Origin of the sequence: uncultured Ruminococcus sp., from assembly GCF_947301925.1 — a bacterium.
Classification (GTDB): domain Bacteria; phylum Bacillota; class Clostridia; order Oscillospirales; family Ruminococcaceae; genus Ruminococcus.
In genome coordinates this window covers 40515-61921 of the sequence record NZ_CAMYUE010000004.1, presented here as the reverse complement: position 1 = coordinate 61921, position 21407 = coordinate 40515, and the positions used below count along the sequence as shown (strand labels likewise).

The 21407-nt window shown below is 51.6% G+C and carries 14 protein-coding genes; 5 read left to right on the top strand and 9 right to left on the bottom strand.

Going from position 1 to position 21407, the window contains the following annotated elements:
- Positions 1–10 precede the first annotated feature (10 nt).
- The 3 genes from Q0Y65_RS07055 (at position 11) to Q0Y65_RS07045 (ending at position 4517) form a co-directional block, all read left to right on the top strand.
- Entirely contained in the window at positions 11–2731 is a 2721-nt protein-coding gene (locus tag Q0Y65_RS07055) for a hypothetical protein (RefSeq protein ID WP_297958479.1), read from the top strand.
- 224 nt (positions 2732–2955) lie between these two features.
- On the top strand, positions 2956–3429 hold the full coding sequence (locus tag Q0Y65_RS07050; protein ID WP_297958478.1) for an RNA polymerase sigma factor: 474 nt from the start codon (positions 2956–2958) through the stop codon (positions 3427–3429).
- The gene (locus Q0Y65_RS07045) at positions 3426–4517 is read left to right on the top strand and encodes a DUF4179 domain-containing protein (protein ID WP_297958477.1); all 1092 of its coding nucleotides are present in this window, start codon (positions 3426–3428) and stop codon (positions 4515–4517) included. The genes Q0Y65_RS07050 and Q0Y65_RS07045 overlap by 4 nt, the downstream gene beginning before the upstream one ends.
- 49 nt (positions 4518–4566) lie before the next feature.
- Here the strand turns inward: Q0Y65_RS07045 and Q0Y65_RS07040 are convergent, their stop codons facing one another.
- The 6 genes from Q0Y65_RS07040 to Q0Y65_RS07015 form a co-directional block, all read right to left on the bottom strand.
- Positions 4567–5067 carry a GNAT family N-acetyltransferase gene (locus Q0Y65_RS07040; protein ID WP_297958476.1) on the bottom strand — a complete coding sequence of 167 codons (501 nt, stop codon included), beginning with the start codon at positions 5065–5067 and terminating at the stop codon, positions 4567–4569.
- 120 nt (positions 5068–5187) lie between these two features.
- Positions 5188–7827: a cation-translocating P-type ATPase gene (locus tag Q0Y65_RS07035; RefSeq protein ID WP_297958475.1), complete on the bottom strand. Its 2640-nt coding sequence runs from the start codon at positions 7825–7827 to the stop codon at positions 5188–5190.
- Between the two features lie 874 nt (positions 7828–8701).
- A complete protein-coding gene (locus Q0Y65_RS07030; protein WP_297958474.1) occupies positions 8702–8857 on the bottom strand; it encodes a cyclic lactone autoinducer peptide in 156 nt (51 codons plus the stop codon).
- A gap of 137 nt (positions 8858–8994) precedes the next feature.
- Positions 8995–10317, bottom strand: a complete 1323-nt coding sequence (locus tag Q0Y65_RS07025) for a sensor histidine kinase (RefSeq protein WP_297958473.1) — start codon at positions 10315–10317, stop codon at positions 8995–8997.
- 3 nt (positions 10318–10320) lie between these two features.
- The gene (locus Q0Y65_RS07020; protein ID WP_297958472.1) at positions 10321–11046 is read right to left on the bottom strand and encodes a LytTR family DNA-binding domain-containing protein; all 726 of its coding nucleotides are present in this window, start codon (positions 11044–11046) and stop codon (positions 10321–10323) included.
- Positions 11047–11628, bottom strand: coding sequence for an accessory gene regulator B family protein (locus Q0Y65_RS07015; protein WP_297958471.1), 582 nt, complete (start codon positions 11626–11628; stop codon positions 11047–11049).
- 218 nt (positions 11629–11846) lie between these two features.
- Between Q0Y65_RS07015 and Q0Y65_RS07010 the strand changes: the two genes are divergently transcribed.
- Together Q0Y65_RS07010 and Q0Y65_RS07005 are read left to right on the top strand one after the other, a co-directional pair.
- Entirely contained in the window at positions 11847–14669 is a 2823-nt protein-coding gene (locus Q0Y65_RS07010) for a leucine-rich repeat protein (RefSeq protein ID WP_297958470.1), read from the top strand.
- A 141-nt stretch (positions 14670–14810) separates the two neighbouring features.
- The gene (locus Q0Y65_RS07005) at positions 14811–17861 is read left to right on the top strand and encodes a dockerin type I repeat-containing protein (protein WP_297958469.1); all 3051 of its coding nucleotides are present in this window, start codon (positions 14811–14813) and stop codon (positions 17859–17861) included.
- Between the two features lie 165 nt (positions 17862–18026).
- Here Q0Y65_RS07005 and Q0Y65_RS07000 read toward each other — a convergent pair whose 3' ends face one another.
- The 3 genes from Q0Y65_RS07000 to Q0Y65_RS06990 all read right to left on the bottom strand — a co-directional run bounded on the left by Q0Y65_RS07000 (position 18027) and on the right by Q0Y65_RS06990 (position 21344).
- The gene (locus Q0Y65_RS07000) at positions 18027–18689 is read right to left on the bottom strand and encodes a sortase (protein ID WP_297958468.1); all 663 of its coding nucleotides are present in this window, start codon (positions 18687–18689) and stop codon (positions 18027–18029) included.
- Between the two features lie 135 nt (positions 18690–18824).
- Positions 18825–19484, bottom strand: coding sequence for a rhomboid family intramembrane serine protease (locus Q0Y65_RS06995; RefSeq protein ID WP_297958467.1), 660 nt, complete (start codon positions 19482–19484; stop codon positions 18825–18827).
- 69 nt (positions 19485–19553) lie between these two features.
- Positions 19554–21344 (bottom strand): ABC-F family ATP-binding cassette domain-containing protein, encoded by a 1791-nt coding sequence (locus Q0Y65_RS06990; RefSeq protein ID WP_297958466.1) that lies wholly within the window; start codon positions 21342–21344, stop codon positions 19554–19556.
- Positions 21345–21407 lie beyond the last annotated feature (63 nt).

Here is a 21407-nt window from a genome sequence, read left to right as displayed (position 1 = left end):
AGAGACAGATATGAAAAAGGTCAATAAGATAATGGCAGCTCTGCTTGCGGCAGCTGTTTCCGCAGGCGCAACAGGCTCTATAGCATACGCAAAGAACAGCGGCAGAACACAGGAGGCCCTGAAAAAGACCGCCGCCCCCCAATCGGGCAGCGAAGGCTCCTCCAGACAGGACAACGGAGAGAACGCCTACAAGGACGAGACCGTTTATGTCCTCTGCAACAGTGATTCCTCGGTAAAGAACGTAGTTGTCAGCGACTGGCTGAAGAATGCTCCCGCTCTGGGAAGCATATCCGATATCTCAGACCTCAGCAATATCGTCAATGTCAAGGGCGACCAGTCATTTGAGGTGAACGGCGAGAACCTCAGCTGGGACGCCGAGGGCAGCGATATCTACTACAAGGGCTATTCTGACAAGGAGCTCCCCGTGGACGTTACAATGGAGTATTTCCTTGACGGCAAAAAGGCAACTCCCGAGAGCATCAAAGGCAAAAGCGGTCATCTCGTTATCCGCTGGACATACAAGAACAACAAGAAGGTCACAAAGACCGTAAACGGCAGGGATAAGGAGCTGTACGTCCCCTTCATGGCAGCCAGCGCCGCAGTCCTCAGCACGGATAAGTACATCAACGTAGAGGTAACAAACGGCAAGGTCATCTCCGACGGCGAAAAGCTTATAGTTGTAGGCATGGCATTCCCCGGTCTGGGCGACAGCCTCGGCCTTGACAGCATAGAGGGCGTCGACGTGAATATCCCCGACAGCTTCGAGGTCTCCGCAGACGTTACCGACTTTGATATGAACACCTCAGTGACAGTTGTCTCCAACGAGATATTCTCACAGCTCGACGTGGATAACGCCGCAGACCTTGACGACCTCAAGGGCAAGCTGAAGGAGCTCAGCGACGGTGCGGAGAAGCTCTCCGACGGTACAGCCGCCCTCTATGACGGCATAAAGAAGCTTTCGGGCGGCACAGGAGATCTCACCGACGGCATCGACAAGCTCCTTGCAGGCTCTCTGGAGCTGAAAAACGGCGCCGCAGAGCTTGACGGCGGTGCAAAGAAGATCACCGACGGCGCAAAGACTCTCTCCGACTCCACAGGAACATTTGCGGCAGGTCTTGGCAGCGCAAAGGACGGAGCTTCACAGCTCAGAGACGGTCTGGGACAGCTCGGCGGCGGCGCAGATGAGCTGTCAAAGGGCATAGGCTCCGCAAAGGAGGGCTCCGCAGCTCTCGCAGGCGGCTTCGGACAGGTATCCGCAGGAGCTGAGGCTCTCAGCAGCGGCCTGAAGGACGCAAAGGCAGGCTCCGACGCCATGACCGCAGGCTTCGCACAGGTAAAGGATGGCTCCGACGCACTGAAAGCAGGTGCAGGCTCCTTGTCCCAGGGCGCAGGCGCTCTGGCCGACGGCAGCAGCAAGGTGAAGGAGGGCTCCGCACAGCTCTCACAGGGCGCGGCAGCAGTAAATGACGGCGCGGCAAAGCTCTCTGCCTCCGCAGGACAGCTTGCCGAGGGCATAAGCTTCGCAAAGAGCGGCGCAGACGCCATAACAGAGGGCGTTATCGCAGCAAAGGCAGGAGCAGACAGTCTCACAGGCGGCGCCTCAGCTCTCAGCGAGGGAGCTTCACAGCTCTCCGCAGGCATCACACAGGCAGGCACGTCGCTGGATACAACCATTGCCGCCAACGAACAGGCACTTGCGGCATTGCAGGCATTATACCAGCAGTCTCCCTCACAGGAGCTTGCTGTGGCTATAGGAACATTGCAGCAGACCATAGAGGGTCAGAAGCAGATCTCCGCGTCTATGGCGGAGGGCGGCGCTCTCAGCGCAGGTGCCGCTTCGGTACAGTCTGGAGCACAGCAGCTCAGCGGCGGTCTGGGTCAGCTCAGCGCAGGCCTTGAGTCGGCGCAGAACGGCGCGTCAGCCTTACAGAGCGGCCTCGGCACGCTCAGCGACGGCGGAAAGGCGCTCTCCGCAGGCACACAGCAGCTCTCCGACTCCACGGCACAGCTCTCAAAGGGCGCAGCAGACCTGAGCACAGGCGCAGCAGCCCTTGACAGCGGCATAGGTGATCTTACAGGAGGCAGCGGACAGCTCATAGGCGGTCTTGACGCCCTGTTCAAGGGCATCGACAGTCTCAGCAGCGGAAACGCTTCGCTGAATACAGGTCTGGGCAGACTGTCGGCAGGAGCTGTTGATCTCAGCGGCGGTATCGGTCAGCTCTCAGACGGAGCCTCGGCTCTGGACAGCGGCCTTGCACAGCTCTCGCAGGGCTCACTTACCATTAACGGCGGCATAGGAAAGCTCTCGGACGGCGCTGTGGCACTGGACGGCGGCCTTGCACAGCTTTACGGCGGCAGCTCACAGCTTACCGCAGGCACAAAGACGCTGTACGATTCCCTTATGCAGCTCAGCGCAGGCGCTTCAAAGCTTTCGGGCGGCTCGGTAGAGCTATATAACGGCATAGGCGCCATGAAGTCAGGCAGCGCCGAACTCATCGACGGCGTGGGCAGACTGGAAAGCGGCGCCAAGGAGCTCAACGACGGCATGATACGCTTCAATGACGAAGGCATATCAGTGCTGACAGGAGCAGTGGACGAGAAGCTCCCCGATATCATAGAGACCCTGAAGGCCATGAGGGACGCTTCAAGGGAGTACAACAGCTACTCGGGAATATCCGACAAGATGGACGGCAGCGTGAAGTTCATATATCTTGTGGACGGCACCAAGTGATCGGACAGTAAACAGCTATCAGTCAACAAGCCATAGTATCCTTTGTGATACTATGGCTTTTCTGTTATTATCTCCAGCAGTTGCAGAGCGCATTTTTTTGTGGTATAATGGCTATTGATATTTTTTTCTGAAAAAAGTGAAACCTTTTTTGCTGCTGAAGTGTATTATGGGTGTAAAGGTCCTTACGGACAGCATGAAACGTTTCAAGAAGGAAGACCATGATTATGACTGATGAAAAATTCATGTCAGCTTATGACAAGTTAAAAAACACGGTGTATTCCGTCATATTCAGCTATGTGCGGGATCACGACGACGCCTCCGAGCTGTCGCAGGATACCTTTATAAAGCTATACACATACGACGGCAGTTTTGACTCCGACGAGCACATGAAGGCATGGCTCATCAGAGTTGCAATAAACAGCTGCAACAACCATTTCCGAAGCAGGAAACATATCTCCTCCTCGCCTATCCCCGAGGATCTTCCCTCGGAGGAGCACCATGAGCTCAACGAGCTCCTTGCAGAGGTGATGAAGCTTCCCGAGAAATACAGGGTGCCCCTTCACCTGTTCTACTATGAGGATTACAGCATAACGGAGATAGCAAAGGTTCTTGACCTGCCCGACGCCACCGTAAAGACAAGGCTGAAACGCGGCAGGGACAAGCTGAAAAAGACGCTGAGAAAGGAAGACTGGCTGTGAAAAACACTGAGTACAGAAAAGCAATGGACGACGTATGTGATAAACATTTCACCCTGACGGCTGAGGAAATGCTGAAAAAGGCAAAGTCCTCTCCCGGTACAGAAAGGAATATCACTATGACAGGAACAAAGAAAAGAAATATAATAGGCAAATTCATCGGAGCTGCTGCTGCCTGCGTTATCATCTCGGGCACAGCCGCATCGGCTATGGGCTACGGTCCTCTCGGAGACAGCTTCCGCAGGTTCTTCGGCAAGGACGAAGTCACCGCAGAAATTATCGACCAGGGTCACTACTGCGAGATCGGTCAGGATCAGTCCGACGGCGCCTTCACGGTGCTGCTTGACTCCGTAACAGGCGATCAGTCTGCGCCGAAGCTCCTCTTTGAGGTCACCGTCAACGACGAGGAGCTGGCCGAGAAGAACGACAGGCTCCACCTCTTTGCATACGTTCTGGACGAGGACACCTACCTGAACCGCCTTGACGAATACGCTATGTGTGACGGCTGGGGAGAAAAGGATCCCGACGTAAACAATATGTACCACGTCTGCATGGACGGTCCCTCGGCATTCATGATAAACGAGGAGGAGGTAATTGCTGCGGTAAAGCAGATAAGCTTCGAGTCAGATCCCGCCAACAGGCAGTTTGACTATGACGTGAATATGGAATTCCGCTTCACAGTGCCTCATCAGGCACTGAAGGAGACACACTCCGAGTATTACTACGGTATAGACCTTCTGGACAACGGCATAGACTACGACCTGTTCTATGCGGATTTCGGCGCATATGAAACTCTCCTCAAGGTGAAGTACGACTTCCTCGGCACAGACCTTGCAGGCGGCGCAACAGACTACTATGAAGTGATGGACAAATTCGACACCTACTGGCACAGATTCGCAGGCGGCTTCGTGCTCTGCGTTGACGGCGAGGAGTATGAGCCGAAGGATCTTGGCTACAGCTACTGCGATACAGAGGGAGAGGCCTTTGACGCAGGACAGTGCAGTACATGGATGACCTTCCCCAGCATTGACTACACAGGCGCTGAAAGCATAACCCTTCTTGTAAACGGCGAGAGCTACACCCTTAAATAAAACATGATATAGTTAAAAGCGGCACAGTATCTACTGTGCCGCTTTCGTATTATTTCTTCCTTTTCACCATATTGCACCTGCCCCAGAGCTCGTCGCCGCAGGGAAAGGCGTCGGGAGTTGTATGTCTCTCGGTGAAGCCTGCGCTTTCGTAGCACTTACGCGCCCTTTCATTGACGGTAAAGACGTTGAGCTGAACCGCCTCCGCCTTCATTATCCCGAGGCAATACTCCGCGGCAAGCTCTATCATCTCTTTGCCATAGCCCTTTCCGCGCTGCATGGGGTCTATCAGCACAAACGCCAGCATGGCCTCATTGCTTTCCGTATTTATGCCGCAGCATATGAAGCCCACCACCGTTCCGTCGTCTGTTGCGGCAACAAAGGGACAGTCCCCGTGCTTTTCGTACATATCCGCGAGAAAGCGGTCAAAGGCAGCCCTCTCCATGGGAAAGGGAGCATGCTTTGCGCTCCACAGTGCGTTGGTGCGCTCGTCTGTGACCCAGTTCTTTATTGCGTCGAAATCGTGGCTTGGTATGTATGGTCTGAGTCTCATGGTAACACCTCTTATTCAATGCATAATAAAAAATGCAGGGACGCCCATCGGGCGTCCGCACACATAAATCTGTTTATCCGAACGGGCGCATACTGTGCGCCCCTATGATCCTGGTTCTGCTCACTTTTTATCAGCTGCACGCTGGAAGAACTTCACTATCTCAACGATAGGAACTATGCAGGCGCCTGCGAGGAATGCCCACAGGTAATCCATGCCGGAAAGTGCAGACAGTGAGAATATATCTCTCAGTGCAGGGATAAAGAGCACGGGTATCGTCAGAACTGCCGAAAGTGCAATGGCACCGATAAGCACGATGTTGTGCTTCTTCATTGTGAATATTGAGCCCTTGAGGCTTCTCATGTTCCATGCGTGTAGCATCTCGCATACGCAGAGAGTGATGAACGCCATTGTCATGCCTGCGCCGTGACCCTCGTTCTGATATCCTATAACATAGGAAACAAGGGTGAGAGCTGCGATGACAGTACCCTGCCACAGCAGATTTATGCCCAGACCGTCAGAGAAGATATGGGACTTGCTGCTTCTCGGCTTGCGGGACATTATACCGCTCTCGGCAGGCTCCATGCCCAGCGCGATGGCGGGGAAGCAGTCCGAGATAAGGTTTATCCACAGCAGATGCACGGGATTGAATATTACGAATGAGCCGCCTGTGAGCTTGCCCAGACCCAGTGTTGCAATGAGTATGCAGAGCACCTCGCTGAGGTTGCTTGAGAGCAGGAACTGTATAGCCTTGCGGATATTGTCGTATATACGTCTGCCCTCTTCCACAGCGCCTACGATAGTTGCGAAGTTGTCGTCAGTAAGTACCATATCGGCCACGTTCTTGGTAACGTCTGTACCTGTGATACCCATACCGACGCCGATATCAGCGCTCTTTATGGAAGGAGCGTCGTTTACGCCGTCGCCTGTCATAGCCGTGGTCATGCCCTTCTTGCGCCATGCGTTTACTATGCGCACCTTATGCTCGGGCTGTACACGGGCGTATACGCTGTAGTCGCCGACGTGCTCGTTGAACTCGTCATCGGGTATCTTGGAGAGCTCCGCGCCTGTCAATGCCTGCTGACCCTTTTCAAGGATACCAAGCTCCTTTGCGATAGCAACGGCGGTATCCCTGTGGTCGCCTGTTATCATAACGGGACGTATGCCCGCTGTGCGGCAGAGGCCGATAGCGTCCTTTACCTCGGGACGGACAGGGTCTATCATACCTGTCATGCCGATGTAGATAAGGTCGTGCTCCAGCCCCTCGGGTGAGATATCGGAAGGAAGCTCATCGTACTCGCGGTAAGCCGCAAGCAGGACTCTCAGAGCCTGATCCGCCATTTCCTTGTTTCTGCGGAGTATCTCCAGCCTGTCGGACTCGGTCATTATGCGGACGCCGCCCTCCTTGACCATATGTGTGCAGTTCTTCAGCACCTCGTCGGGAGCGCCCTTGGTGTACTGCACATAGCCCTTGTCGGTCTTGTGTACAGTTGACATCATCTTTCTCAGCGAATCAAACGGAGCCTCTGCAACTCTGGGAGCCGCAGCTTCAAGCTCGTACTTTTTGAGTCCGCATTTATGCGCATATGCCACCAGCGCAGCCTCTGTGGGCTCGCCTGTGACGGTATCGTCGGAATTGAGCTGTGCGTCGCAGCAGAGCGCCATAGCCTTTGCAAGGAGCTCCTTGTCGTCGGTGTTCTCATGTACCACAGTCATCTTGTTCTGTGTGAGGGTACCTGTCTTGTCTGAGCAGATGACCTCAGCGCAGCCCAGAGCCTCAACGGCTGTAAGACGGCGTATGATAGCACCGCGCTTTGACATATTGGTAACGCCGATGGAGAGAACAACGGTAACGACTGCCGCAAGTCCCTCGGGGATAGCGGCAACAGCAAGGCTGACGGCTATCATGAAGGATTCAAGGAAGCCGGGAAGTGTTATGGAACCGTTCTTCACCAGCATCTGAACGATATTGAGCAGAAGAATGATAACGCAGATAACGAGAACTGCCACAGAGAGTATCTTGCTGAGCTGATCCAGGCTCTTCTGGAGAGGAGTCTCGTCGTCGTCAGCGTCTGCGATAGCGCCTGCTATCTTGCCCATCTCGGTCTTCATTCCCGTAGCCACTACAACGGCTTCAGCACGGCCGTAGGCGACACTGCTGCCCATATAGAGCATATTCTTTCTGTCGCCCAGAGGCACCTCCTCGCCGCTGAGGACAGCGCTGTCCTTTTCCGAGGGAACGCTCTCGCCTGTAAGGGCCGATTCCTCCGCCTTGAGGGCTGCTGCTTCGAGTATACGGCAGTCCGCAGGCACATTGTCGCCTGCTTCAAGGGCGATTACGTCGCCGGGCACCAGCTCCGAGCTGGGTATCACCACAAGCTCTCCCGAACGGTAGACCTTGCTCTGTGCGGCGCTCATAGCCTGAAGGGCTTCAATAGCGGATTCCGCCTTATTCTCCTGGTATACGCCGAGAACTGCGTTTGCCAGCACAACGAACAGGATAATGAATACGTCCGCTTCCAGCTTGCCCTCGGATATGATACCCGTTATTGCTGATATCACCGCTGCGGCGATAAGCACGATTATCATGGGGTTCTTGAACTGTTCCAGGAACCTTGCCAGCAGGGTAGGCTTGGGCGGCTCGTCCAGCTTATTGGCGCCCACCTTTTCAAGGCGCTTTGCAGCTTCTTCGGCTGTAAGTCCCGAAGCCGAGCTCTCGACCTCTTTCAGGACGTTATCGGTGGATTCAAGGTAATGTTTCATGATATTCCTCCAAAATCTCCTTGCACTCCGTACTCATAAGCAGATATAACGCTTTTTCGGGTGCATTTTTTACATCACTAAACAGATAATATTTTATCATTTACGGTAAAAAAAGTCAAGATATATCTATGAACGGACGGTGACAAAACAGTGACAGCAGCGTGAAACAGAGACTGCGGCCGCCATATAAAAGTAAAGGAGTCCGTTCCAGCTGTGAACGGACTCCTTCACGGGGGAGTTGAAGCGGGACTCCCCATATGAAAAATCACTGTATGATTTACTGCGAAACAAGCGATGAAAGGAAATTCTGAAAAAATACTTTCAAGCGTTTTATAGAGATGGTTTATTTAAGAGAGATCTGAAAGTTAAAAGTTCACTGTTTGTTCCGAATGAGTAATGACATAACAATGATCATCATCAAAAAGAGAGGGTGACGGGAAAAACCGTCTGCCTCCTTATTGAAGGCAGGTGATTTTTTCCGTTTAGGGGATATGATATATGTTATGAAAGCTGTTGGTGCGATCAAGCGTTCAGGCGGTATCCGAAATGATACCATGTGCAGTCACTCGCAATAACATGACCGAATGCCCTGAATTAGGTCCGTCGCCCGAAAAGGTGACTGCGCAGTCATCTGCCTGTCCGATCGATCAATTTTCAGGAATAGCACTGAATATATGACGGAGTTTTAGCTGATACTGGTGGCAGGTCTTGCTGTAGGCAGCATTGTTGCGATAATTGTTAATCGGCGTACCATGGATAGACATACGCGTCTGTTGCTGTGACTGTTATGGGGATAGTAAAGAGAATCTTAGCAAGTTAGTTTAGAGAATGTTATTATTGCAGTTATTGTAATATGTATTATGATAAGTAATGATTAGAATTTTCTGAGTTTTCTGAGATCCTTTGGGGGGTCAAGCTGGTTGAGCCACCATGCACAAGCCGAATTGGCATTCTGCTCTGCGGCCTTAACCGATCTTGATACGATAGATTTCATTATTTTTGCCTTGACAGTGTTCCCGGTTTTCTTCATGATTAAGAATACCTCCTGACTAAATGATGTGCGGGCACCTTCGGGTCGACGCCTAATTATATTATATTTCTGATTTTGCAAAAGTCAATAACTTTGCACTAAACGCCGCCTATTTGCATTTTTATACTTTCACAGCCTCAGAAAATGTCGTTATCGGAGAAGCTGACGCTGCTCTCTCCGTCGGGTATGGGTATGAGCACCTCGGTGATGAACATACCATCCTCTGTATGTGCATTGAAGCTTCCGCGGTACTTTTCGCAGGCGCTCCTTATATTTGAAAGGCCGATGCCCTGATGGAGCTTCTTGGTGCTCCTGAAGCCTTTCTCGGGATCCGGCGTTACAGCAGAGTAACTGTTTTCAAGATATATGAAAACGAAGTAATTACGCCTTGTTATTGACAGCCATACCCTGCGGTTCTCCTCGGGGAGCTCCGCACAGGCCTCAAAGGCGTTGTCCAGCATATTTGAGAATATGGCGGTGATATCAAGATTGGAAATAAAGTCTATCCTTGTGAACTCCGCGTCCACCCTGAAGTCAACGTTCTTTTTCTCGGCGGCATCAAGCTTGTTGTTGATGACCACGGTGAGAATGGGACTGTCGCACTCAAAGCGGGGCATGAGCTTGTTGAGCTCTGCATTGAGCAGATCCTTGTAGCGCTCCGCCTCATCGGCTCTGTTGGCGTTGATAAGGCCTTCCAGGGAGGATATATGCTTCCTGACGTCGTGTATTACCCTTCTGGAAGCTGCGTACTTCTCGTTGAGCTCGTTGTAGGCATTGAGCTGGAGCATTGACTGCTGAGTTACCAGCTCAAGCTCCTTTTCCGTCTGATATGCCTTGGAAATAGTCCTGAGCAGATATGCCAGATACAGATCCAGCGCAAGGAAGGTGAGGAGGATAATCACTATCTCGTACCTTGACTTTGAGGATATGATGATATCGTTGAGGAAGTGGAGGAGCAGTATCTCTCCTATGATGAGCACCAGGAACATGATGAACTCATGAGTCCTGATATTGTTCATTCCCTTGCCCGACACCAGCAGCAGGAAGCTCTTTGCAACGGCTATCATGACGATGCTGTACAGTATGGCAGAGGCCGCCAGCAGGTTCGGAGTGTCCAGCATTATCTCCGTGGATACGCCTATGGAGAAGGCCAGCAACAGCACCGCCAGCATTTCCACGATAACGGAGATTATGGTGAGCATGGCGTCATATATGATATACGCTTTGCCCTCGGGCTTGTAGAACAGATTGTTCATTATCAGCAGGGAGACGAAGCTCATCAGCGAATTCAGCAGCGGTATGCGGAAGGTATCCGCAAGAGCTATCACCAGCGAGGCTCCCGCTATAAAGAGTATCTTCGGGAGCAGCCGGAACTTCTTTGAGCTGTATATCTTATCGAATATTACGAATGCGTATATGAAAAATCCTATTGCTATTGCCGCGTGTACTATAAATTCCATATCTCATCCCTGCCTGATATAATTCTTGATGAAACGGCTGAACTCGTTGTGGAACTCCTTGAGTTTTTTCTGTGCAACGGGTACTTCGATGCCGTTAGTGGTGTATAGTGTGAAGTTGTTGAGCTTGTCTATGTGCTCCATATTTACAATAAAGCTCTTGTGGGGCGAAACGAAGCTCTCGGAATTGATAAGGGAGAATATATCCGAAAGGCTGCCTCTTATGCAGTATTTCTCGGACTTGGTATACACGGTTATGCGTCTGTTCCCCGTGTACTCAAAAGCGTATATATTGCGGAGGTTCAGCAGCAGAGGGCCGTCCTCGCCCTTCAGCTGTATGACAGCCTCCTTTTCGGCGTTCTCCGAGAGATACCGTGAAAGCTCGTCAAGGACGCTGAATATCCGCTCCTTCTCAAATGGCTTGACCACAAAGTCAAAGGGGTGTACCGCATAGCTGCGGAGGGCGTACTCCGAGTGATTGGTGACATAGACTATCCTTGCCTTCTTGTCCATCTCGCGGAAGAGCTGGGCAGTTCTTAGGCCGTCGATGCCTCCCATTTCTATGTCCAGGAATATAAGGTCGAAGCTCCCCTTGTTTTCAAGGAGTTTTTCTCCGCCTCTGAAGCTGTGAACGTCATATTCTACCGAGTGTTCCCTGCTGTATTCGAGAATACAGCTGTTTATTGCGTCTATCATTTCCTTGTCGTCGTCGCATATTGCAATACTTATCAATTATACCGCTCCTTTCCTGCCGCTGAGCCTTCCCACCGCAAGGAAAGCTCCCGTAAAGAATACCGCCAGAGATACCGAAAGCATGAGGCCGTATGCGCCTGCAAGTGCAAGCGCCGCAGTTACAGCCGCGGCTATGGCTGTGACTATAAGGGATCTTCTCCTGAATACCCTGCGCTCCACATCGTCGAAGGGCTTGTTTGCTGCCGCCACAGGAGCAAGCAGCAATACCAGCACGGCTCCCGCAGCGCAGAGCGCAATGGCAGGGAACAGAGCAGCATCGCCCTTTATAAGCTTTGAAGCAGCTATCACAGCCGCCAGTATCAGCATAGAAGATATGAAGCAGGCTGTCCTCGTCCTTGCGTGAAAGCCGCCGCAGCAGCTCCGCATGGGAGGATAGGCCAGCATGAAGGCTATGACCGCAGGTGCGCTCCTCATTATAAAGGCCGCCGCCAGCATAGCTGCCGAGATAAGCGCCTTCATGACGTTGAGCTCCAGCCCGTAGCGCACTATCTCCGCGTTCTCCTCACCGACCCAGCCGCCGCCGAGAAGCTTTTCCATAATTTTATCTATAAGTCGGTCCATTTCAATATCCCTTTTCGGATCATACGACCGTGGGAGAAGCTCCGACAGCCGCAAATGTATAAATTATATTATATATTAAAACTATATAAAAATCAAGTATGTATACGCGAAGTGTTGTTTTTGTGCGTGAAATGTACACTTTTCCGCGTTTTATTGACATATCGCCGAAAGACTGATATAATTTAAGTATATATTTTCGGATATGGGAGGAAACTACTATGAAAGGATTTATTTCCGCGCTGACCGCCCTCACCCTCATCGGCGGAACAGCATACCCGGCATTCCCCGTCCCTGCGGCAATTGCTGCGGAGACACCCGTCATACCCTCAGACAGGGACTTCTCACTGGAGGATATTGATCCCGACCTGCCTGTCATCAGGCTGGAGGACGATCAGTTCTTCTATGGGTTATATGACGGCTTCGCCATACTCAACGGTGTCAAGGAAGGCACCCGCACAATGGAAGAGCTGACAATTCCGGAGACTATCCGTGATCTGCCTGTAATAGCTCTTTTTGACACACCTCTTGCGGACTGCAAGTCACTGAAGAAGCTGACTCTCTCAAAGAATATCCGCTTCCTCACCAGGGACGACTACTACTGCGACAATCTCGAAGAAGTTATCATTCCCGAGGATAACCCGTATTATACGGTTAGCGACAACATGATATTCTCAAAGGATATGCGCACCCTTGTGGGAGCTGTGTCCGCAGAAGCACTCACCGAGCTGAATATCCCCGAGGAGACCGAGATCATAGGCGATTATGCCTTTGCAAGCTGCTGCGCACTCACGGAAGCAGATATCCCCGACCATGTAACAGAGGTGGGAGCAGGCGCCTTTGCAGGCTGCCAGCGCCTTCAGAAAGTAACGCTCTCAAAGGATATGAAGTTCATTATGGCTCACACCTTCTACGGCTGCGAGCGCCTGGCAGAGGTGGATTTCCACTCCACAGGCAGCAATATGCCCCCCGCACTTTGGGAGATAGGCGCAGGAGCCTTTGAAAACTGCGTGAACCTCCAGAATTTCTATATACCGGGCTTTGTTTCATCTGTCCGCATGAACGCCTTCAAAAACGCAGGCTGCGTACAGGTGATCGACGGCATACACTATGTGGGGAACTGGGCTGTAGGCACCGATCCCGATATACAGCGCGGCGATATCATAGAGGGTACAACAGGTACCTGTGAGGCACTCTTCTCCGACAACAAGGAACTGAAGGTCATAACCGTGCCAAAGACGGTATCATGTATGGGAAGGCTCCTTGTAGCCACCATAGACAACCATGTGGAGCGTGTGGACTTCTACGGCAGTATAATAGGTTATAATGCCCTTGCCGCCTGCAAGCACCTGAAAATGGTTTGTATTTACGACAGACAATGCAGGATAGCCGACTCCGCAAGGACTATACCACAGTACTGGACCGAGGATATCCCCGAGGACGAGCTCTACATTTCAGGTATCGACGGCGAACCAACAGAGGAGTCAGAGAAGTTCAATACCGTCATATACGGCAGCGACAATTCAACTGCTCTGCGTTATGCGGCCGCCTACAACAGAGAATTCAGCCTCACCGACAATGAGGAGTACAAGTACGAATACAGCAATGATCCGAATTTTGATTTAAGAACGAAAGCTGTTCAGAAGGAACAGGACGGCATCATCTACAACGTTTTCGGAGACTATGCTGTTGCGGAGGAGCGCGTTGATCCTCAGCAGAAGGACGTTGTCATCGCGAACAAGATCGGCGATATCAATGTAACGGAGGTCTCCCCCGCATTCTCCTTCAGAGGAGAGGTGCCTGTGGAGAAGCTGCGCATATCGGACAACGCTCAATACAACGAGGAAGACAACAGAGCCCTTTATCTGGATTCTTTAGTTGTCACCAATTACTGCTCATACTTTGAGACAGGCGAGGACAGCAGAAATCTGACGGCCTCCGACGGTATACTCTATACAAAGGATATGACCACCCTTGTAAGCTGCCCCAGATACTACGACCAGAAGGAAGTAACGGTGCCCGACGGAGTTTTCACCATAGGCTGCAACGCCTTCCTGGGCTGTGAGAATATCGAGAAGGTAATTCTCCCCGCCACCGTGACTGTCATTGACGCAGGTGCTTTCCGGGGCATGAAGAACCTGAAGACAATTGTATTCCCCAACAATCTCAGAATAATCGGAACCAGCGCCTTTGAGAACTGTACAGAGCTGCAGCAGGTCACCTTCAGCAACTACCCTGACGATATTTACCCGAGAGCATTCTACGGCTGCACCAACGCATATGAGGCAGAGGACGGGATACAGTATATCGGCGATATCGCCGTAGGCATCGTAAAGAACACAAAGGAGCTCAGCTTCCGTAAGGACACAAAGAAAATAGCCATGCTGGACTTCTCCGAGGCACTGATTAAAAAGGCAACTATCCCCGCGGGAGCAGAGCTCAGCAGCTATCTGTCACTTAATGATAACTGCAATATCGAGACACTGTATTTATTCTCGGCAGACGGAAAATGCTCCTTCGCCAATCTTGACCATCTGAAGGATATCTATATATATGACCGCTCCTTCACTCCGAGGGACGATTTCCGCAGCAACTTCCCGACATTGTATGTCGAAAACAAGTACCCCTACAACAGCAAGCCCGATGTAAGATATATCGAGATCCTTCCCTATGGCGGAAGAAATACTATGACAAGCAGTTCCGGTCTGTATCTCGACGATCTCCCGGGCGATGAGTTCTACAGTGCGGCAGGCCCTGCAATACACGGCTATTCCGGCTCGCCTGCTGAGCTCGGAGCCATCGATAATAACATCAGATTCATACCTCTTGAGGACGGCACCTCGGAGCCGGGCACAGAGCACCTCGTAACCGGCGATATCAACGGTGACAACAGGCTGAACATAGGCGACTATGTACTGCTCAGCAGATATCTCCGCGGAAGAACAAAGCTCACCGAGGAACAGGCTGCCTTTGCCGATATAAACGGTGACGGGGAGATAGATATCTTCGATATGGTGGCACTCAGAAAAATGTTCTTTGCATAATGCTATGAAAAGGCAGCTCAGGCTGCCTTTTTTATTGCCGTTTCTCCTGAATATTTAGGCATTATCAACAAAATACACTTGACATTGTTCGCGTGAAATGATATAGTTATATTACCAAATATTGATCAGGAGGGGTAAACAATGAGATCAAGCAAACTACTTGCGGCGCTCACAGCACTGACGCTCGCCGCAGCAAACACCGCAGCCGTTCAGCCGTCCTTCTGTGTGACAGCAGCAGATACAACTGCCGCAACAGATGCGCTTACGTACTGCACAGCCAATATATCCGTAGTGGATATGATAACAGGCAAGGTCATCGAGGGGATCGATATCGTGATAGAAGATAATCCAATGGGTACGAGCACGATGATCGAATCCTGGAACACCAAAGACGAACCCGTCAAGACCTTCACGCAACTCCAAAAAGGCTTCACTTATGGTCTTTTGCTGAATAATATTCCGGCGGGCTATTCCGTCTCTGGTTCAAAGCTCTTTTCATTTGACGAGGACGGAGAAGTCAAGGATATTATTATCAGAGCCGTTCCCACAAGCGCCAAGAAGGACATAAACTTCATCGCAGGAGACTGGTCCGGCGCAACTCCTATGGAGGGCGGCTGGATCGGCGGCGTCACCGAATACTATGATCCCTACACCGTCTGTGTTTACGACAAGGACGGCAAGTTATTCACTTCGGAGACGCTGACACAGAGAGACTATATGTATCTTCCCGACGGAAAGTACACCATAAAGGTGTATCCCCAGGATCCCGACTATGAGATCATAACCTCGGACATGGATATAGCAAAGACTGCCTCCGAGATGTTCGATGATATCTTTTTCCCCGACAAGGAAAAGGGACTGGATATAGAGGTAAAGGACGGCAAGCTCACCGAGAAGACCGATCTGTACTTCCGCATGAAGCCCGAAATAGCCGAAAAGATCAAGGACGGCTGCAAGGCTGATATATCCGTTGTGGATTATATCACCGGGGAGCCCGTAAAGAACGTCAAGGCAAGACTGGTAAAGGATCCATTCAATGAAAGGACTGTCCTTGGTGAATGGGATACCACGGACACGCCCACCAGGAGCTTCAAGGAGCTCCGCCAGCTCCAGTGGTATGAGGTGGAGATACTGGATATGCCCGAGGGCTATCACATCGACAGGAACACAAGCTTCAATATCTCCAATAACGGCGACAAAAAGGATGTCGTTATCTATGCCGTTCCCACTGACGGAAAGACTAACGTAAATGTGGCAGTCTATGACTGGACAGACCTGAAGGTGGATCCCGCAGACGGCACATACGAGGGATATAAGCCCCTGGATCCGAAGCTCTATGACATCAGTCTGTTTGACTTGAAAAATAAAGCCAATTTTGATCTGAGCAGCAATGACCTTCAGATGCCCGACGGAAAATACGTAGTTCAGGTCTCAATGAAAGAAGACGGTTATAACTACGTTAACGCTCAGGGCTACAAGGCAAGGGCTGTAAGGAAGATATTCGGCAAAGATTTCGTTATCCCCGACGGTATATCCACAGATATCGAGATCAAGGACGGCGTTACTGTCGGTCAGCCCTGTCTGTTCTTTGAGAAAGACGGCTCATCGGATACACACTGCACTCTGAACCTTACTGTCATAGACGGCCAAACAGGCAAGCCCGCCGAAGCTGTGGAATATCAGGTGGTACGTATAAGGGAGGAAATCGAGGACAAGGCCGAGGAGCTTGGCTTCGAGTCGACATATAACGGTTATATGCCTTCTTACGGCGCTATGCCCGAAAGCGGCAGCATTACCGTTGAAGGCCTTGAGCCATACGTCAAGTACGCTGTTATCGGCGTATCGGCAAGCAAGTACTACGGCGGCGGAAAGCCCGTATTCATAACCTTCGACAAGGACGGCGATACCAAGGACGTTACCATAAAGCTGTATCCCTTTGACTATCATGAGGACTGCTCCGCAAGGATATCTGTTCTTGACGCCGAGACAGGCAGGACCGCAGATGGCGCGGAGTTCAAAGTGGTCCGCATTCCCGATGAGCTCATGAGCGAAGCAGGCTCTCTCAGCGCAGATGATATGCTGAAAAAGTGCAAGCTTGTCAAGAAGGGCAAGATCGAAGAAGACGCCGACTACGTTATCGTTTACGATCTTGAACCCGATGTGAAGTACGGTGTTGTGGCATTATCGGGCAGCAACCGCTACGGCGCTGCGGCCTCCTCTATCGTTGTGTTCGACAAGAAGGGCGATACAGAGGACGTTGTGATGAAGCTGTATCCCACAGACATCAACCCCTGCTCCATCAGCATAAATGTGACCGACGGCGTGACAGGAAAGCCTGCCTACGCAGGATTCAGAGTTATCCGTATCCCCGACGAGCTTGCCGGAAAAACTGAGGATATCAGTACCCCAGATCTGTGGGAAATGGGCGTAATCGCAGGAGAAGGCCATTCCTCAAATGAAACCGAAAGCACCGTGATAAAGAACCTGGATCCCAAAGCCACCTACGCTGTGCTCGTTACCGATCACAGCAAGCAATACGGCGGCCCCAAACCCGTTTTCGTGACCTTTGACAAGAACGGCGAAAACAAGGAAGTTGATATAAAGCTGTATCCCTTTGACTATAAAACCAAGTGCTCCGCAAGCGTAGCGGTAGAAGACTTCAAGGGCAATCTCATGTCAGGCCTGACAGTTCAGCTTTACAGCATTCCCGCTGAGCTGGGCGATTCTCCCACTCATTCCGATGTTACTATGAGAAGCAAGCTCATAAACAGCTTTACCACCTCCGATGATAGCATAGGAGTATTCACGGATCTTGAACCCGATGTTCTTTACGCTGTGATCGTTACAGGTTACAGCAGACAGTATTCGTCTCCCGAGCCTGTATTCTTCAGGTTTACCGCAGACGGTGAGACAAAGAATATCACTGTTGATCTGAGGCCCTGGGACTGGGGCTTCTACGGCGATGTGAACCGCGACGGAAGCATCGAGCTGGCAGACGCCATCCTCATCATGCAGGCTCTGTCCAACCCCAACAAGTACGGACTTACAGGCACAGCCAAGGGGCATCTCACAGAAGAAGGCAGAAAGTATGCCGATGTCTCCGGAAAATTCGACGGCATGACTGTAAACGACGCTCTGGCTATACAGATGTATCTGCTCCACAAGATAGATTCGCTTCCCACAAAGGACTGATGACGCCTTCTGTAAGAGGGCAGGAAAAGGCTGAAATTCAAACGAAAACCGTTGAATAAGCAGAAAAAAGTTTTCAGCTTTGTATGTCTGCACAAAAAGCATAGCGCTCGTTTGTGCATAAAAACAATAAGCCCGCGGCGGTCTCCTGACTGCTGCGGGCTTTGCTTATTCTTCAGTTATAATCGAGGCTCTTACGGTAACGCGGCTCTGGCCGCTGAGTGTACAAGTGAACAGTGTCATGTCCCAGTCGGAGGCCTGTCCGCTGAACATCTGATCTACGTCATAGCCGTCTATGTTCTCGGTATAGTCCACACGGTAGCAGTACTGTATGCCGTCCGCGTCTGTGAACCATATCTCGTCGCCCTGCGAGAGCTCCTTTATACGGCCGAAATGGCTGTTGTAGTTGTGGGCGGCGATTATCATATCCCTGCCCTCTACGGTGCCGCTGTAGCGGCAGGGGGACGTCCTCAGACGCTCATAGCTCCAGCCGCTCATTACGGGGAGCTCCAGACCGAGGGTGGGAAGGGTGATATATCCGCAGTAGTTCTCGCCGTCTACGGTCACGTTGTGCATCTCCGGGGGAGGCGCCGTGGTGGGCTCCTCATACTGTGCGAAAAGGTCGTCCGAGGGCGGCTCGGTGCCTGCGGCGGCAGTGCCCGTATAGGCGGAGGGCTCGGGTATGAGCTGCCTCAGCTCGGTCATTACCTCCTGCGACTTCTCAAAGGCGGCATTGCTCTGATACATATTGTATGCCACAAGTCCGACGGCTCCGCAAAGGAGCAGTATTCCTGTGAGCAGGGGCAATATCCATATCCGCTTCTTCATCATGCACCGCCTTCCGTTTTTGTTCTGTTTATATTATACTATTGTGCGTAGTTTTAGTCAATCCCTCCGCGGATAAGACACATACCAAAAAGCTATGTGCTGAAAAAAGCCCCGAAGCTGCTGCTTCGGGGCACGCTGTTATTTGTTTTTGAACCACTTGTAGTAGTATCTCCTGAAGAAGTAGAAGACCTTCATCACAAGATCCTTGCCGAAGAACAGCAGCAGGTTCACAAGTGAGAGCAGCAGGAATATCCTGGTCTGGAAGTCTCCGACTATAAACATCGCAAGAAGGCTCAATATTGAGAAAAGTCCCAGCCACTTCACCTTTATGGGAATAAAGAAGAACAGCATTATCTGCTCGTCGGGATAAAGTATGGCAAAGGCGATGAAAAGACTGATATACAGATAGTAGTTAGTGGCGCTTCCCAGTATGAAGCCTGCTATGATACAGCCTATGACTCCCGAAAAATAAAATATGTTGAACCGGAAGCTGCCCCACGCCTGCTCCAGTGCAGAGCCCATCATCCAGTAGAAATACAGGGCAAAGGCAAGGAATATCATATTCAGATCAGGGGGCTCAAGCACAAAGGAGATGACTCGCCATACCTCGCCGTGCATGATCTTTTCCTTGTCGAATCTTATCATATCCAGCAGGAATACGTTGTTGTCGGGATTGGTGGTGAGTATTACGTCCGCTACGGCGAATACTCCCATGCCCAGAACAATGTACAGCATCAGGTTGGATATTGCAAAGCGGCCGAATTTCCGCTCAAGCTTTTCAAGATATTGGTTTAGCATCTGCTGACCTCGTTTCTAAAATGATAAATCAAGTATATCACGGGAAATACCGTTTGTCAAGAAGCGTCCTCAAACAGTCTCGCCGCGCTCTATGCGCTCCGCAAGGTCGTTGAGATATACCCAGCGCTCCATTTTTTCGTCAAGCTCCCTGCTCAGGGATTCCTTTTTGTCGGAGAGCTCCTGCAAACGCACATAGTCGGAGGTGTTGGCGGCCATTTCCTTTTCCGTGTCGGCTATGGCCTGCTCCAGTTCAGCGATATCGTCGTCTATGGTGTCGTACTCCCTCTGCTCCTTGAACGAAAAGCGCAGCTTTGTCTTGCCTGTGTATACCCTTTCCTTTTTTTCGGTCTTTTTCCTGGGCTTGTCGGACTCCGACGCCGCCGAAAGCGCCTTTTCCGCATAGTCGCTGTAATTGCCGTTGTACCTTATGCACCTGCCGTCCCTGAACTCGAATATCTCCTCGGCGGTCTTGTCAAGGAAGTACCTGTCGTGGGACACGGCTATGACCGCTCCCCCGAAGCCCTCAAGGTAGTCCTCGAGTATGGTCAGGGTGGTTATGTCAAGGTCGTTGGTGGGCTCGTCAAGGAGAAGTATATTGGGCGCGGTCATAAGTATCTTCAGCAGATACAGCCTTTTCCGCTCGCCGCCCGAGAGCTTCTCTATCCTGTTCCATTGTAGCTCGGGTGTGAAAAGGAAGCGCTCCAGCATCTGTGAGGCTGTCACCGTGCCGTCGGGAGTCTGTACCCTGTCGGCGGTCTCCCTTATATAGTCGATGACGCGGAGTGTGGGATCCATTGCCTCGCACTCCTGGGAAAAGTAGCTTATATTGACGGTGTCGCCCAGAACTATCCTGCCGCTGTCGGGTCTCACCTCTCCCGTCAGCATTTTCAGAAAGGTGCTCTTGCCTGCGCCGTTGCGGCCTACTATGCCTATCCTTGCGTCACGGGATACTATATAGGAAAAATCGGTGATAAGGGGCTTTCCGTCCACGGACTTGCTTATATTCTCTATCTCTATGGTCTTTTTGCCCAGACGTGAGGAAACGGACTGAAGCTTCAGCTTCTCCGCCTCCTCAGGTATCTCGCGGTTCTTCAGCGCCTCGAATCGCTCTATCCTGTCCCGTGATTTGGTTCCCCTTGCACGGGCGCCTCTGCTTATCCATTCCAGCTCACGACGGTAAAGGCTCCTGTTCCTGCGCTCGGCAGCCGCCTCGTCCGCCTCCCTCTGCGCCTTCCGCGCAAGGTGATCGGTGTAGTTGCCGTCGCTGACGTAAAGGCTGCCCCTGTCCACCTCTGCTATCCTGCCGCATATCTTGTTGAGGAAATAACGGTCATGAGTTACCATGACGATAGCCCCGCGGTACTTCATGAGCAGATCCTCAAGGAGCTGCGCGGTCTCGTTGTCGATGTGGTTGGTGGGCTCGTCAAGAAGCAGCACGTCGCTGGGCTGCACCAGTGCGGCGGCAATGCCTGCACGGCGCTTCTCGCCTCCCGAAAGAGTGCTGATATCACGGTCAAAATCAGTGACTCCCAGCTTTGCCAGCACCGAACGGGCCTCGTACTCCTTGGCCTCCTTCAGGTCATCGGGCAGATGCGCCAGCACCTGTGACAGCACGCTGCCCCTGTCGTCGAATTCGGGTATCTGGGGCAGGTAGGATATCCTTATGCCGCCCGTCCTTATGACCTCGCCGCTGTCGGCCTCCTCCACACCTGCAAGTATCCTCAGCAGGGTGGACTTGCCTGTGCCGTTTATGCCTATGACGCCTACCTTGTCGCCTTCGTTCAGAAAGAAGGACACATTGTCAAGCACCTTTCGCTCCATGTATGTCTTTGATATGTTCTGTGCCGTAAGAAGGATCAATTGCCGTTCACTCCCCGATATAATTCATCTCTGTCAAGTATACCACATATCTGCGCAAATTGC

Excerpts from the sequence above, each read along its gene's own strand:
- Q0Y65_RS07030 (WP_297958474.1), bottom strand. The coding sequence starts at position 8,857 with ATGAAGAAAACCGGGAACACTGTCAAGGCAAAAATAATGAAATCTATC.
- Q0Y65_RS07040 (WP_297958476.1), bottom strand. The coding sequence starts at position 5,067 with ATGAGACTCAGACCATACATACCAAGCCACGATTTCGACGCAATAAAG.
- Q0Y65_RS07005 (WP_297958469.1), top strand. The coding sequence starts at position 14,811 with ATGAGATCAAGCAAACTACTTGCGGCGCTCACAGCACTGACGCTCGCC.
- Q0Y65_RS07050 (WP_297958478.1), top strand. The coding sequence starts at position 2,956 with ATGACTGATGAAAAATTCATGTCAGCTTATGACAAGTTAAAAAACACG.
- Q0Y65_RS07000 (WP_297958468.1), bottom strand. The coding sequence starts at position 18,689 with ATGATGAAGAAGCGGATATGGATATTGCCCCTGCTCACAGGAATACTG.
- Q0Y65_RS07025 (WP_297958473.1), bottom strand. The coding sequence starts at position 10,317 with ATGGAATTTATAGTACACGCGGCAATAGCAATAGGATTTTTCATATAC.
- Q0Y65_RS07015 (WP_297958471.1), bottom strand. The coding sequence starts at position 11,628 with ATGGACCGACTTATAGATAAAATTATGGAAAAGCTTCTCGGCGGCGGC.
- Q0Y65_RS07055 (WP_297958479.1), top strand. The coding sequence starts at position 11 with ATGAAAAAGGTCAATAAGATAATGGCAGCTCTGCTTGCGGCAGCTGTT.
- Q0Y65_RS06995 (WP_297958467.1), bottom strand. The coding sequence starts at position 19,484 with ATGCTAAACCAATATCTTGAAAAGCTTGAGCGGAAATTCGGCCGCTTT.
- Q0Y65_RS07035 (WP_297958475.1), bottom strand. The coding sequence starts at position 7,827 with ATGAAACATTACCTTGAATCCACCGATAACGTCCTGAAAGAGGTCGAG.
- Q0Y65_RS07010 (WP_297958470.1), top strand. The coding sequence starts at position 11,847 with ATGAAAGGATTTATTTCCGCGCTGACCGCCCTCACCCTCATCGGCGGA.